The 13479-nt window shown below is 68.7% G+C and carries 11 protein-coding genes and 1 tRNA gene; 7 read left to right on the top strand and 5 right to left on the bottom strand.

Going from position 1 to position 13479, the window contains the following annotated elements:
- Positions 1–214 precede the first annotated feature (214 nt).
- From ABS64_RS10700 to ABS64_RS10710, 3 genes are all read left to right on the top strand, one after another.
- A tRNA-Val gene (locus ABS64_RS10700) sits at positions 215–290 on the top strand.
- Positions 291–369: 79 nt separating this feature from the next.
- On the top strand, positions 370–804 hold the full coding sequence (locus tag ABS64_RS10705; RefSeq protein WP_292683487.1) for a hypothetical protein: 435 nt from the start codon (positions 370–372) through the stop codon (positions 802–804).
- A gap of 12 nt (positions 805–816) precedes the next feature.
- Positions 817–1164 carry a YnfA family protein gene (locus ABS64_RS10710; protein WP_292683489.1) on the top strand — a complete coding sequence of 116 codons (348 nt, stop codon included), beginning with the start codon at positions 817–819 and terminating at the stop codon, positions 1162–1164.
- Positions 1165–1188: 24 nt separating this feature from the next.
- Here ABS64_RS10710 and ABS64_RS10715 read toward each other — a convergent pair whose 3' ends face one another.
- The 4 genes from ABS64_RS10715 to ABS64_RS10730 form a co-directional block, all read right to left on the bottom strand.
- Complete coding sequence (locus ABS64_RS10715) at positions 1189–1755, bottom strand: type II toxin-antitoxin system PemK/MazF family toxin (RefSeq protein WP_292683491.1); 567 nt, start codon at positions 1753–1755, stop codon at positions 1189–1191.
- A gap of 91 nt (positions 1756–1846) precedes the next feature.
- Entirely contained in the window at positions 1847–3118 is a 1272-nt protein-coding gene (locus tag ABS64_RS10720; protein ID WP_016465228.1) for an ammonium transporter, read from the bottom strand.
- Between the two features lie 191 nt (positions 3119–3309).
- A complete protein-coding gene (gene zapE / locus ABS64_RS10725; RefSeq protein WP_292683494.1) occupies positions 3310–4338 on the bottom strand; it encodes a cell division protein ZapE in 1029 nt (342 codons plus the stop codon).
- Entirely contained in the window at positions 4335–5576 is a 1242-nt protein-coding gene (locus tag ABS64_RS10730; RefSeq protein ID WP_005049508.1) for an alpha/beta fold hydrolase, read from the bottom strand. Before ABS64_RS10730 ends, zapE begins: the two co-directional genes overlap by 4 nt.
- Positions 5577–5601: 25 nt before the next feature.
- Between ABS64_RS10730 and ABS64_RS10735 the strand changes: the two genes are divergently transcribed.
- The 4 genes from ABS64_RS10735 (at position 5602) to ABS64_RS10750 (ending at position 10829) form a co-directional block, all read left to right on the top strand.
- Positions 5602–6207, top strand: coding sequence for a DUF3000 domain-containing protein (locus ABS64_RS10735; protein ID WP_036290729.1), 606 nt, complete (start codon positions 5602–5604; stop codon positions 6205–6207).
- The gene (locus ABS64_RS10740; RefSeq protein WP_292683498.1) at positions 6200–7396 is read left to right on the top strand and encodes an HRDC domain-containing protein; all 1197 of its coding nucleotides are present in this window, start codon (positions 6200–6202) and stop codon (positions 7394–7396) included. The genes ABS64_RS10735 and ABS64_RS10740 overlap by 8 nt, the downstream gene beginning before the upstream one ends.
- Before the next feature lie 72 nt (positions 7397–7468).
- Positions 7469–8671: a thiolase family protein gene (locus ABS64_RS10745; RefSeq protein WP_036290650.1), complete on the top strand. Its 1203-nt coding sequence runs from the start codon at positions 7469–7471 to the stop codon at positions 8669–8671.
- A gap of 13 nt (positions 8672–8684) precedes the next feature.
- Positions 8685–10829 (top strand): 3-hydroxyacyl-CoA dehydrogenase NAD-binding domain-containing protein, encoded by a 2145-nt coding sequence (locus ABS64_RS10750; RefSeq protein WP_292683501.1) that lies wholly within the window; start codon positions 8685–8687, stop codon positions 10827–10829.
- A gap of 115 nt (positions 10830–10944) precedes the next feature.
- On the opposite strand, the gene pepN is transcribed toward ABS64_RS10750, so the two are convergent.
- Positions 10945–13458, bottom strand: coding sequence for an aminopeptidase N (gene pepN, locus ABS64_RS10755; RefSeq protein WP_292683502.1), 2514 nt, complete (start codon positions 13456–13458; stop codon positions 10945–10947).
- Positions 13459–13479: the final 21 nt, after the last annotated feature.

Raw genomic sequence — 13479 nt, forward strand, 5'->3', positions numbered from 1 at the left:
GAACTCGCGACCCTCACCTTGGCAAGGTGATGCGCTACCAACTGCGCTACATCCGCGTGCTCCCTGGTTGCCCCGGGAACTTGATCGACTTTAGCCGACTATTCCGCCATCGCAAAACTGAGCGCGCCCCGCGCGTGTCCCGGTGTCGGATGCCGGACGATTCGTGCCGGAGCCCGGCATCCGGTAGCATCGAGTCTCGGCCCGCACGGGTCTTGGGCGATTGGCGCAGTTGGTAGCGCGCTTCCTTCACACGGAAGAGGTCATCAGTTCGAGTCTGGTATCGCCCACCATCGAACCCCCGGCTCAGCCGGGGGTTTTCTATTCACGGCGAACAGTCGAACACCCGGCGGCGCTGACGCGTAGACGCTGGTGGTCGTCGCCCTCTTCAGCCTGGTCTCGGCTCCCGCCGGTTGTGTGCTCCTCGTGGTCGCGGGCGGCGACAGTGTCGGAATGCCGAACGAATGGCTCGCGCGCACGCCTTTTCCCTCCTGGGCGTGGCCGGGACTCATCCTCGGTGTCATCGTCGGCGGCACTCAGCTGGTGGCGCTCATCGCGCAGCGACGACGGCACGTGCTCGCGTGGGGGCTGCACGCGGCATCCGGTCTCGTGATGATGATCTGGATATTCGTCGAGATCGCCCTGCTGCTGGGGTGGTCGCCACTGCACGGCGTGTACTTCCTCACCGGGCTGGTGCAGACGGTGCTCGCCGTGCTGGCGCTCGGTGCGTGGCCGCAGCCCTTCTTCGCGCGGATGCCGAGACGATCGCGCACGGGAGTGGGAAACACGACCGACACGCCAGCCTGACACACTGGCGTGATGACCACCGCCCGGATCATCGTTCTGTTCGTCCTCGCGGCGATCGCCGAGATCGGCGGCGCCTGGCTCATCTGGCAATCGGTGCGCGAGAATCGCGGCTGGCTCTTCGCCGTCCTCGGCGTGATCGCCCTCGGTGGCTACGGGTTCGTCGCGGCTTTCCAGCCCGACGCACACTTCGGGCGTGTGCTCGCGGCGTACGGTGGAGTCTTCGTCGCCGGCTCCCTTGCCTGGGGAATCGTCATCGACGGCTTCAAACCCACGCTCTGGGACTACATCGGCTCGGCTGTGGCGCTCCTCGGAGCCGCGATCATCATCTTCGCCCCCGCACTCCAGCGCGGGGCGGAGTAGCCGGCACCGGGTGCGCCGGGCCGCTCAGACCTCGCTCAGCCAGCCGTAGCGACCCTGAAGTGCCGCGGCGACCCCCGCGAACCGTCGACGGTCCAGGGCTGCGGCCTCGCGTCGCATCCCGCGCACGTGCACGCTGTAGAGCAGCTCGATATCGACCCACGACGGCCGGCCCTGCGAGTCCCACGCCCCGGTGCCGATGGAGAGGTAATCACGGTCGCCGTCGTGGGCCTTGCTGGTCAAACGCACCGCGAACACCCGGTCGGCGCCGTCGTGGCCGATCACCAGGACGGGGCGGTCCTTGCCGCGCCCGTCGTTCTCCTCGTACGGCACCCAGGTCCACACGACCTCCCCGGCATCCGGAGCCCCGTCACGCTGTGGGGCGTATCTGATCGTCAGACCGCCACGCGCCGGCGGGCGGACCTCGCGTGTCGCCGTCTGTCCGTCCTGACCGGGGCTGAGCGTCGTGGGGGCGGTGGGCCGCGACGGCCCCGGCGTCCTCGCGGGCGCCGAGGGGCGGGAGCGGCCACCGAAGAGGCCGAGAATCCCCCGGACGAGCGATGTCAGAGTGCCGCGTCCGTCGCGAGATGCCATGGCTTCACGCTACCAATCGCTGTCGGATGTGTTCGCACACGCCGAAGGGGCGCCGGATCGTGAGATCCGACGCCCCTTCGAGGGATTCGTGTCAGTCGACGAGCGCGTAGCCCTCTTCACCGTGCACGACGGTGTCGATGCCGGCGATCTCGTCCTCGTTCTTGACGCGGAAGCCGATCGTCTTCTCGATGATGAAGCCGAGCACGTAGGCGACCACGAAGGAGAACACCAGCACGGTGACGGCAGCGATCGCCTGGAGGATCAGCTGGTCGGCGTTGCCGCCGAGGAACAGGCCCGTGCCCGTGGCGAAGAAGCCGAGGTACAGCGTTCCGATCAGACCACCGACGAGGTGGACGCCCACGACGTCGAGCGAGTCGTCGAAGCCGAGACGCCACTTGAGCTCCACCGCGAGGGCGCACACCGCGCCGGCGATGACACCGAGCAGCAGCGACCAGCCCGGTGCCAGGTTGGCGCAGGAGGGCGTGATGGCGACGAGACCCGCGACGGCACCCGAGGCGGCGCCCACGGCGGTCGGCTTTCCGTCCTTCAGCTTCTCGACGATCGCCCAACCGAGGATGGCGGCAGCGGTCGCGCCCAGCGTGTTCAGGACGATGAGGCCGGCAGGCGATCCGACCCCGGCGATGCCGGAGAGGATGTCTCCCGAGGTGCCCTCGGGGGCAGCGTAGAAGGCCGCGGCGCCGGCGTTGAAGCCGAACCAGCCGAACCACAGGATCGCAGCTCCCAGCATCACCAGCGGCACGTTGTGCGGCTTGTGGATGCCCTTCTGGAAGCCGACGCGCTTGCCGAGCACCAGCGCGAGAGCGAGGGCGGCGGCACCGGCGTTGATGTGGACAGCGGTTCCACCGGCGTAGTCGATCACCTCGGTCGAGAAGCCCAGCGTGGTGCCGAGGTTGAAGATCCAGCCGTTGGTGTTCCACACCCAGCCGGCGACGGCGAAGTAGTCGATCGTCGCGAAGAAGAACGCGAAGATCATCCACGAGCCGAAGCGGGCGCGGTCGGCGATGGCGCCGGAGATGAGGGCCACGGTGATGATGGCGAAGGTGGCGCCGTAGGCGACGGCCGTGAGGTTCACGGTCGCGTTCTCACCGGTCGCCATCGCGCCGAGGCCGAAGTCGGAGAAGGGGTTGCCCAGGATGCCGCCCCACCAGTCGGCGGTCTGCATGTTGTATCCGTAGAGGATCCAGAGCACCGCGACGAGACCCATCGCGCCGAAGCTCATCATCATCATGCTGATGACGCTCTTCGCCTTGACGAGGCCGCCGTAGAAGAAAGCCACGCCCGGCGTCATAAAGAGCACGAGAGCCGTAGCGGCGATATACCAAGCGAGATTTCCGCTGTCCATGAAGGTCCTCACTGATGTGTTGTGTAACTCGGACCGGGGCGTCGCGGTTTCGGGGTCGGGACGTCCCAGCGCACTCAGTGTTGCGGTACGCGGTTACCGCCGGTACCCGCGTCGTGTTTCACGCTGGTTACGGCCGACGTGCCCAGGTAAACATCACGTTTCGGCGCGGCATCCGTCGCCCGTGAGAGCGGTCAGGAATGCGTGAGTGCATTCAGGCGGGAGATCGCTCGCAGGTACTTCTTGCGGTAGCCGCCCGCGAGCATCTCCTCGTCGAAGACCTCGTCGAGCGGTCGACCGGTCGCGCGCACGGGAATCTGCGCGTCGTACGCCCGGTCCACGAAGGCGACGAATCGCAGCGCCGCGGACTGGTCCTGCAGCGTGACGACGTCGCGTAGGCCGATCGTCGACAGGTTCTCGATCAGCCGCACGTAGCGCGACGGATGCACCGTCGCGAGATGGCGGATCAGTTCGGCGAAGGCGTCGTCCGAGACGACACCGGATGCCGCGGCGCCATCGATGGCCGCGCGGTAGGCGGCGTCGTCGCACACCTCGGCGTGCCCATCGAGGGCGCGCTGACGGTAGTCGGTGCCGTCGATGCGGATGGTCTCGAAGCTCGATGCCATGGCGTGGATCTCGCGGAGGAAGTCCTGCGCGGCGAATCGCCCTTCGCCGAGCGCATTGGGCGGGGTGTTCGATGTCGCCGCGAGCCGCGTTCCGGTGGGGACCAGCTCCCCCAGCAGTCGGGTCATCACCATGGTGTCACCCGGGTCGTCGAGCTCGAACTCGTCGATGCACAGCAGGTCCGCTCCGCGGAAGAGCTCGACCGTCTTCTGGTACCCGAGTGCTCCGACCAACGCGGTGTACTCGATGAACGATCCGAAGTACTTCCGTCGCGCCGGCATCGCGTGATAGATGGCCGCGAGCAGATGGGTCTTGCCGACGCCGAACCCGCCGTCGAGATACACGCCCGGCTTCATCTCCGGCACCTTCTTCGCGCGGCGGAAGAGTCCGCCGCGCTCAGCCGGACCCCCGCCGAGGCTGAACGCGATGAGCCGTTCCTTGGCCTCCTGCTGCGAAGGAAAAGACGGATCGGCGCGATACGTGTCGAAGGTCGCGCCGTCGAACTGCGGCGGCGGCACGAGTGCGGCGACCATCTCTGCGCCGGACACCGCCGGCTGACGATCGACGAGGCGAATCGTGCCGGAGTCGGTGGATGTCATCGTTCTCCCTCGTCGACCGCCGGTGCGCCCACCAGGTCGTGTGCGCGCAGCCAGTCGCCGATCGCGTCGGTCCAGCGCTGCTGGTCGTAGTTCCAGAGCTTCGTGTGACGCGCCGTGCGGAACACCTGCAACTCGACCAGGTCGGGTCGGGCATCGGCCAGGCGGTGCGAGGCGCTGGACGGGACGAACCCGTCGTCATCGCTGTGCAGGATGAGCACGGGATGGCGCAGTTCTGCGGCACGCGCCACGATGTCGAGTCGGTCGAGCGGAATCGCTCCGTCGGCGCCGATCGCGGGCGCCGCCCATCCCGTGCGCAGTGCTCCCATCGCCAGATCGGTGACGGGCGCGGGCACGTGCAACGCCTTGGCCTGATAGGAGAGGACGGTGCGCCAGTCCACCACCGGCGAATCGAGGATGACGCCGACGATCTGCTCGCGGTGCGCGGAGCCGAGCGACGTCTGCAGCGCGATCGCGCCGCCCATCGACCAGCCCATGAGCACGATGCGGCGGGCGCCGTGTCGCAGAGCCCAGCTGACGGCGGCATCCACATCGCGCCACTCGGTCGCGCCGAGCGCGTAGGCTCCGGCACGGCTGCGCGGAGCGTCGCCGTCGTTGCGGTACGACACGACGAGCGACGTGATGCCCAGAGCATGGAACACCGGCACGGCACGCAGGCATTCGGCACGCGTCGTGCCGCGTCCATGGATCTGGATGACCCAGGTCTCGTCGTCGAGGTCGCTCGACGGCTCTGCCGGGAACAGCCACGCCGGGCAGGCGCCGATCGCCGCCGGCACGTGCTCGCGCGTGAACGGCAGATGCAGTTCCTCCGGGCGCTGGTAGTACCAGCCGCTGAACGCCGCGTCGGCATCGAGGCTCGACTGACCGCCGACCTGCGTGAGCAGCTTCCGCTTGACGGTGTCGCCGTCGCTGGCCAGCACCGAGCCCACCTTGAGATAGTCGGCGGAACCGGTCGTGAACAGGCCGTAGCGTCCGGGCAGCACCGTGTCGGGCGTGCGTGCCAACGTGATCGTCTGCGCGGACACGTCGATGTCGACGATGCGCGTGTCGGGGACGCGCGTTGACGGGGTGACCACTCGACGTGCCATGCGCAGTGCGACGGCGAAAGCCATCGCGGCCGTCGCGAACAGGGCCGCAGCGAGGGAGAGGGCTAGCATCCGCAGGGTGGCCGGAGCGCCGATTCGTGAGGCGCCGAGGGCGGCGCGCCTGGGTGCCTTCATCGTGGGCCCATCCTAGTCTGTGACCGTGGATGACACCCGTCCCGCCGCTGAGACACCGGCCTTCGCACGCGCCGCAGAGCAGCTGCGGTCCCTGACTTTCCGGTCTGACTTCTCCGTACGCGAGATCGCCGCTCCGACGAGTCTCGCCCCGGAGGCGATCGCCTTCGCGGGTGACGTCCGTCCGGATGCGGACGGGCTGGATTCGCCCTACGGCACCGGGCGCTTCGTCCTCATGCACGACCCTGCCGAACCGGACGCATGGGGTGGGCCGTGGCGTATCGTGTGTTTTGCGCAAGCTCCACTCGAAGCCGAGATCGGCGTCGACCCGCTGCTCGCGGACGTCGCCTGGTCGTGGCTCGTCGATGCGCTCGAGGCGCGCGGCGCGGCCTTCCACTCGGAGTCCGGCACGGCGACCAAGACCCTGTCGAAGGGGTTCGGTTCGCTCGCCGCCGAGGGCGACGGGGCGCAGATCGAATTGCGGTCGTCCTGGACGCCCGCCGGTGACCTGACGGCCCACATCGAGGCGTGGGCGGAGCTCGTGTGCATGTTGGCGGGATTGCCGCCGGGATCAGAGGGCATCGCCGTGTTCGGCTCGCAGCGGGGTGCATCAGGAAGGGGAACGCGTGGCTGAGTACGACGTCATCACGGATGCCGCCGGCCTCGCCGCCGCCGCCGACGCGCTCGCCGCGGGCACCGGCCCGGTGGCCGTCGACGTGGAGCGCGCATCAGGCTTCCGCTACTCGCAGCGGGCGTATCTCATCCAGGTGTACCGGCGCGGTGCCGGCGTCTTCCTCGTCGACCCTCCTGCGGTGGGCGATCTGTCGCCGCTGCAAGAGGCGATCGGAGACATCACCTGGATCCTCCACGCCGCCAGCCAGGACCTGCCCTCCCTTCGGGAGGAGAACCTCGAGCCGCCTCAGATCTTCGACACCGAACTCGCCGCCCGTCTTCTCGGGCATGAGCGCGTGGGCCTCGGCGCGGTCGTCGAGGACACGTTGGGAATCACCCTCGCGAAGGCGCATTCCGCGGCGGATTGGTCGACGCGTCCGCTGCCTCAGCCCTGGCTCGAGTACGCCGCGCTGGATGTGCTGCACCTCGTGGATGTCTTCGAGGTGCTGCGCGACGAGCTCGAGGAGCAGGGGAAGACCGACATCGCGGCTCAGGAGTTCGAGACGGTGCGTACGCGGCCCGTGAAGCCCGCTCGCGAGGAGCCCTGGCGGCGCCTCAGCGGTCTGCACACCGTCCGCGGTCGCCGAGCGCTGGCGATCGCGCGAGCCCTCTGGATCGCCCGCGAGGAGTACGCGCGTGAGCAGGACACCTCGCCCGGTCGACTCGTTCCCGATCGCGCTCTGGTGGCCGTCGTCATCGCCGACCCCAAGACGAAGCAGGATCTGGCGCGCGTCAAGGACTTCACTGGCCGCGCGAGCCGCAGTCAGCTCGACCGGTGGTGGGCCGCGATCGAGGCCGGCCGCGCCGATCCCGCCTTGCCCGCGGAGCGCGCCTCCGGCGATGGAATGCCGCCTCCGCGGGCATGGGCGGAGCGCAACCCGGCGGCGGACCTCCGGCTGAAGGCGGCGCGCCCGCTCGTGGAACAGCTTGCCGTCGACCTGCGGATGCCGACGGAGAACCTTCTGACCCCCGACACCCTGCGGCGGGTCGCGTGGGCTCCCCCGGCCGAGATCGATGCGGCATCCATCGGCGAAGCGCTCACGGCCCATGGCGCGCGTCCGTGGCAGATCGAGACGACGGCGAGGGTCATCGCCGGCGCGTTTGTCGAATCCGTGCAGACCACCGAGGCTGCCTCCGACCTCGCGTCGTAGAATCGTTCCAAGCGTTTCCGTGAGACTGAGTTTCACCGTACGCTGGACTGAATCTCAACCCTTGGAGGCAGTGTGGCCGAGCTCTCGGACGTCTACTTCGTCGATGGAATGCGCACCCCGTTCGGTCGCGCCGGCGAGAAGGGCATGTACTGGAACACCCGCGCGGACGACCTCGCCGTGAAGGCGACGATCGGACTGATGGCGCGGAACACCGCGGTTCCCGCCGACCGGGTCGACGACGTCGCGATCGCCGCGACGAGTCAGACGGGCGAACAAGGCCTCACGCTCGGGCGCTCCGTGGCCATCCTCGCAGGCCTTCCGCAGACCGTGCCGGGCTTCGCGATCGACCGGATGTGCGCCGGCGCCATGACGAGCGTCGCCATGATGGGCGCCTCGATCAGCGCCGGCATGTACGACGTCGCCCTCGCCGGCGGCGTCGAGCACATGGGCCACTACCCCATCGGCGCAAACGCCGACCCCAACCCGCGGTTCGTGGCCGAGAGGATGGTCGACCCGGGTGCGCTGAACATGGGCGTGACGGCCGAGAGAATCTTCGACCGGTTCCCGCAGCTCACCAAGGAGCGCTCCGACCGCTTCGGCATGCTCAGCCAGCACAAGGCGCAGGCGGCATACGAGGCCGGCAAGTTCCAGCCCGATCTGGTGCCCGTCGCGGTGAAGGATGCCGAGGGCAGCTGGGGCCTGGCGACGGAGGACGAGGGCCGTCGCCCGCAGACCACGATGGAAGACCTCGCCGCGTTGAAGACCCCGTTCCGTCCCCACGGGCGGGTCACCGCCGGCACGTCCTCACCGCTCACGGACGGGGCGACGATGTCGCTGCTCGCCGGGGGCGGCGCCGTCAAGGAACTCGGTCTCACCCCGAAGATGCGCATGGTCTCGTTCGCCTTCGCCGGAGTGCAACCGGAGATCATGGGCATCGGCCCGATCCCCTCCACCGAGAAGGCGCTCAAGAAGGCGGGTCTGACCATCGCCGACATCGGGCTGTTCGAGCTCAACGAGGCCTTCGCGGTGCAGGTCATCTCGCTTCTGGATCACTTCGGCATCGCCGACGACGACCCGCGCGTCAACCAGTGGGGCGGGGCGATCGCCCTCGGCCACCCGCTGGCCGCGTCGGGCGTGCGCCTGATGATCCAGCTCGCCGCGCAGTTCGCCGAACGCCCCGACGTCCGCTATGGCCTCACGGCCATGTGCGTGGGGCTCGGCCAGGGCGGGTCGGTCATCTGGGAGAACCCGCACTACAACGGTCGCAAGCGCTGAGAGGACGACGGACATGACGAACTACGACGAGATCGACTTCTCCCCGCTCACCGCACTCGCAGACGGTGAGGTCGTGACCCACTCGCGCGTGCGTGACATCACGTTGCCCTCGGGCAAAGTGCTCGCACTGATCACGCTTGACAACGGTCGCGACCACACGCGCCCCAACACCCTCGGGCCGGCGACCCTCACCCAGCTCGGAGAGACGCTGGCGGCACTCAAGGCCCGCGCAGCCGCCGGCGAGATCCAGGCCGTCGGCATCACGGGCAAGCAGTACATCCTCGCCGCCGGCGCCGATCTCTCCGACATCACTCGGGTGGGCTCGAAGGACAACGCCCGACTGGTCGCGCAGCTCGGCCACAAAGTGCTCGGCTCGCTCGGCGATCTCGGGGTGCCCTCCTTCGCCTTCGTGAACGGCCTCGCTCTCGGAGGCGGCCTGGAGATCGCGCTGAACTCGACGTACCGCACGGTCGATGCCTCGGCAGCCGCGATCGCGCTGCCCGAGGTGTTCCTGGGCATCATCCCCGGCTGGGGTGGCGCGTACCTGCTGCCCAACCTGATCGGCATCGAGAACGCGCTCGAGGTCGTCATCAGCAACCCGCTCAAGCAGAACCGCATGCTGAAGCCGCAGCAGGCGTTCGACTACGGGATCGTCGACGCGATCTTCCCCGCGGCGACCTACCTCGAGAGCTCCCTGGCCTGGGCCGACGCGGTGCTCACGGGCGCCGTCAAGGTCGAGCGCAAGAACGAGCCGGGCAAGATCGAGCGCCTCACCAAGTGGCCCATCGCCATCAAGATGGCCCGCGGCATGCTCGAATCCAAGATCGGCACCGTCCCCCGCTCCCCCTACGCCGCGCTCGAACTGCTCGACAAGGCCAAGAGCGGCACGAAGGCCGAAGGCTTCGCGCGGGAAGACGAGGCTCTGGCCGATCTCGTCACGGGCGATCAGTTCGCGGCATCCATGTACGCTTTCGACCTCGTACAGAAGCGGGCGAAGCGACCCGTCGGCGCCCCCGACAAGGCACTCGCGAAGAAGGTCACGAAGGTCGGCATCATCGGTGCCGGACTCATGGCGAGCCAGTTCGCCCTGCTGTTCGTGCGCAAGCTCCAGGTGCCGGTGCTCATCACCGACCTGGATCAGGCTCGCGTCGACAAGGGTGTCGCCTACATTCACGACGAGATCGGCAAGCTCGAGGCCAAGGGCCGCCTCGATGCCGATGCGGCGAACAAGCTGCGCGCGCTCGTGACCGGGACGACCGACAAGAGCTTGTACGCCGATTGCGACTTCGTCATCGAGGCCGTCTTCGAGGAGGTCGGCGTCAAGCAGGCCGTCTTCGGTGAGATCGAGAAGATCGTCGCCGAGGATGCGATTCTCGCGACCAACACCTCGTCGCTGTCGGTCGCGGAGATCGGCTCGAAGCTCGCGCACCCCGAGCGGCTCGTCGGATTCCACTTCTTCAACCCGGTCGCGGTCATGCCGCTGATCGAGATCGTCAAGACGTCGGACACGACGGATGCCGCGCTGTCGACCGCTTTCGTGGTGGCGAAGGGCCTCGGCAAGAACGCGGTGCTGACCGCGGATGCCCCCGGCTTCGTCGTCAACCGTCTTCTGGCCAAGGTCATGGGCGAGGCGGCCCGCGCCGTCTATGAGGGCACTCCCGTCGCGGATGTCGAGAAGGCGTTCGCGCCGCTCGGCCTGCCGATGGGGCCGTTCCAGCTGATCGATCTCGTCGGCTGGAAGGTCGCTGCGCACGTCCAAGACACGATGGTCCATGCGTTCCCCGACCGCTTCTACGCGAACGAGAACTTCCATCAGCTCGCAGAGCTGCCGGAGGTCGTCGAGAAGGACAAGGGCGGACGGGTCACCGGTTTCACCAAGGCCGCCGAGAAGGCGCTGAAGGGGCATGTTGCGTCGGCCCCGGCATCCGCCGACACGATCCTGCGCCGCGTGCAGGACGGCTTGGCCACCGAGATCAAGCTGATGCTCGACGAGGGTGTCGTGCCCGAGGTCGAAGACATCGACCTGTGCCTCATCCTGGGCGCCGGCTGGCCGTTCATCGACGGCGGCGCCTCACCCTACCTCGACCGCGAGGGCGCGTCGGAGCGGGCGTTCGGCGACACCTTCCACCACCCGCCGATTCGCGGTATCGGCGGCTGATACTGCCGGATCCGTCGTCACGGATTCGGAGGAACGCAACGGAATCGGATGCCGCACGTCGCGGCATCCGATTCCGTTCTTCATGTCCGCGTCCGGTGGCGACGCCCGGGTAGGCTCAGCGCGAGGGCTGTGCCGCCCGCACGCGCAGATCGCGCGCGAGGCCGTCGCGCTGCTCGATCACGAGACGACGGAGGGCCCCCGGCGCGTCCGGGTGATCTCGCAACCAGGCGTCGGCGGCGTCGAGCGACGGGGATGCCGGGAACAGGCCGATCACCAGACGACGGGCGATCTCGATCGACCGTGACTGCCAGGTGGGCAGGATACGTGCGAAGTAGTCGTCGTCGAAGTCGGCGACCAGGTCACGGCGTCCGCCCGCGCGCACGCCGGCGATCGTGGCATCGAGGTGATCGTTGGTCAGCGTCTCGTCGCTCCATGCCGCCTGCCACGCCGCGGCGCGGACGGATGCCGCGGGGTGAGCGGTCCGCGCGGTCCGCGCGGCCACGCGTCCCGACGCGGTGTCATCGGTGCGCAGCTCGCGTGCGATGTCTGCCTCGTCGGCGTCTCCGCTCGTGGCGAGGGCGATGAGCCACGCCCAGCGGAGCTCGGGGTCCAGCGGCAGACCCGCCGGCGGCGGGATGGCTCCGGACAGCGCTGCCCGCAGGTCGGCGGCGCGGTCGCCGCAGACCGATGTCGCGGTGCCGACCGTACGTGCCCAGATGAGCTGAGCGTCAGAGCCCGGTGTCGCGTGGCTCAGCGCATTCCACGCCGTGTCCAGCCACTGCGCGGCCAGCGGGGCGCGGTCATCATCCGCGGCGAAATGGCCGATCGTGAACGCGGCGCGGGCCGTCGCATCCGTCAGCAGCGCCGCATCCGTCTCCTCCGGCGCATGGCGCGCGACGATGTCGATGTAGCGCCGCGCGGGCAGGATGCCGTCGCGCGTCGCATTCCACAGTGCCGCCCAGATCACGGCGCGCGCGAGCGCGTCGTCGATCGTCGACAGACCGCGGGCGACGGCCGCGGTGGACGCGGCATCCAGACGGACCTTCGCATAGGTGCGATCGTCGTCGTTGGGGACGACGAGGACGACGTCATCACGCCGGGCCCCCTCGAGCGGCGTGCGCGGTGCGACGACATCGGTCGCGATCTCGCCGCGGCGCACGAGACGCCCGCCCGCGTCGCCGTACAGCCCCACGGTCACCCGGTCGGGGCGTACCGTCGAGACGTCCAGCTCCAAGCCGTCCGACGTGCGCTCGGCACTGAGCTCGGTGACACCGGTCGTCTGCAGCCACGCTGCGCTCCACGCCGCCAGATCACGCCCCGACGCCTCCTCGAGAGCCGTGAGAAGGTCGGGGAGGGTCGTGTTGCCGAAGGCGTGTCGGGCGAAGTAGCGCTGCGCTCCGCGGAAGAAGGCCTCCTCCCCCACGAAGCCGACGAGCTGCTTGAGCACCGACGCGCCCTTTGCGTACGTGATGCCGTCGAAGTTGAGCTTGGCGGCTTCCAGATCAGGGATATCGGCGACGATCGGGTGCGTGGTGGGCAGCTGGTCCTGCGTGTATGCCCATCCCTTGCGCCGGGTGGCGAAGCTGACCCACGCGTCCGGGAAGCCCCCCACGGCCGCGGCAGCATGCGTGCCCATGTAGTCGGCGAACGACTCCTTCAGCCACAGGTCATCCCACCATCGCATCGTCGCCAGATCGCCGAACCACATGTGGGCCATCTCGTGCAGGATCGTGTTCGCGCGGGCTTCGTACTGCGCGGTCGTCGACGCACCGCGGAACACGTACGCCTCGGTGAAGGTCACCAGTCCGGGGTTCTCCATGGCCCCGAGGTTGTACTCGGGGACGAAGATCTGGTCGTACTTCCCCCAGGGGTACGGGAAGTCGAACGCGTCCTCGAAGAACGACAAGCCCCGTCGGGTGATGTCGAGGATCTCGTCGGCGTCCAGGTGAGCGGCGAGCGACGCGCGGCAGAGCACACCGAGAGCGATGGGGGCCTGCGTGCCGCGATGCGTGCCGTCGACGCGATGGTAGGGACCCGCGGCGACGGCGGTGATGTAGCTCGACAGCGGCAGCGTCTCGGTGAAGTGCACGCGCACTCCCCCGGCGACCTCGTCGCGCGAAGTCTCGGCGCCGTTGGACAACACCTCCCAGCCCGTCGGGGCGGCGACGGTGAAGCGCCAGCGCGCCTTCATGTCCGGCTGCTCGAAGCACGGGTAGACGCGACGGCAGTCGGCAGGCTCGTACTGGGTGTACAGATAGGTGGCGTCATCGACGGGGTCGCGGAAGCGGTGCAGACCCTCACCGGACGTGCTGTACCGCGCCGTCGCGTGAATGCGCACCACATTCGGCGTCGTCGCGTCGACCACGAGTCCCCGCAGACGGATGCGCGCACCGTCCCACTCGACCGGTTGCGCACGGTCGTTGACGATCACCTCGATGACGCTCTCACCGATGAAGTCGACCCACGTGGTGTCGGTCACTGCCGTGAACGCGAACGTCGACCGCGTGGGAAATGTCGTCGCCGCGGCATCCGGGGCTGAACGCAGGTCGAGGTCGACCTCGACGGTGTGCAGTCGGATGCCGGCGGCGCGAGCCGCCGTCTCTTCGCGAGTGAGGTTGGCGGAACTCATTGCTCCATGCTGTCACGCCGG

This window comes from Microbacterium sp. SCN 69-37 (assembly GCF_001724435.1).
In the GTDB taxonomy this organism is placed as follows: Bacteria; Actinomycetota; Actinomycetes; order Actinomycetales; family Microbacteriaceae; genus Microbacterium; species Microbacterium laevaniformans.

What these genes read in the sequence shown, in the direction of transcription:
- ABS64_RS10715 (WP_292683491.1), bottom strand. Translation starts at nt 1,755, where the DNA reads ATGGCATCTCGCGACGGACGCGGCACTCTGACATCGCTCGTCCGGGGG.
- ABS64_RS10720 (WP_016465228.1), bottom strand. Translation starts at nt 3,118, where the DNA reads ATGGACAGCGGAAATCTCGCTTGGTATATCGCCGCTACGGCTCTCGTG.
- pepN (WP_292683502.1), bottom strand. Translation starts at nt 13,458, where the DNA reads ATGAGTTCCGCCAACCTCACTCGCGAAGAGACGGCGGCTCGCGCCGCC.
- ABS64_RS10750 (WP_292683501.1), top strand. Translation starts at nt 8,685, where the DNA reads ATGACGAACTACGACGAGATCGACTTCTCCCCGCTCACCGCACTCGCA.
- ABS64_RS10730 (WP_005049508.1), bottom strand. Translation starts at nt 5,576, where the DNA reads ATGAAGGCACCCAGGCGCGCCGCCCTCGGCGCCTCACGAATCGGCGCT.
- ABS64_RS10710 (WP_292683489.1), top strand. Translation starts at nt 817, where the DNA reads ATGACCACCGCCCGGATCATCGTTCTGTTCGTCCTCGCGGCGATCGCC.
- zapE (WP_292683494.1), bottom strand. Translation starts at nt 4,338, where the DNA reads ATGACATCCACCGACTCCGGCACGATTCGCCTCGTCGATCGTCAGCCG.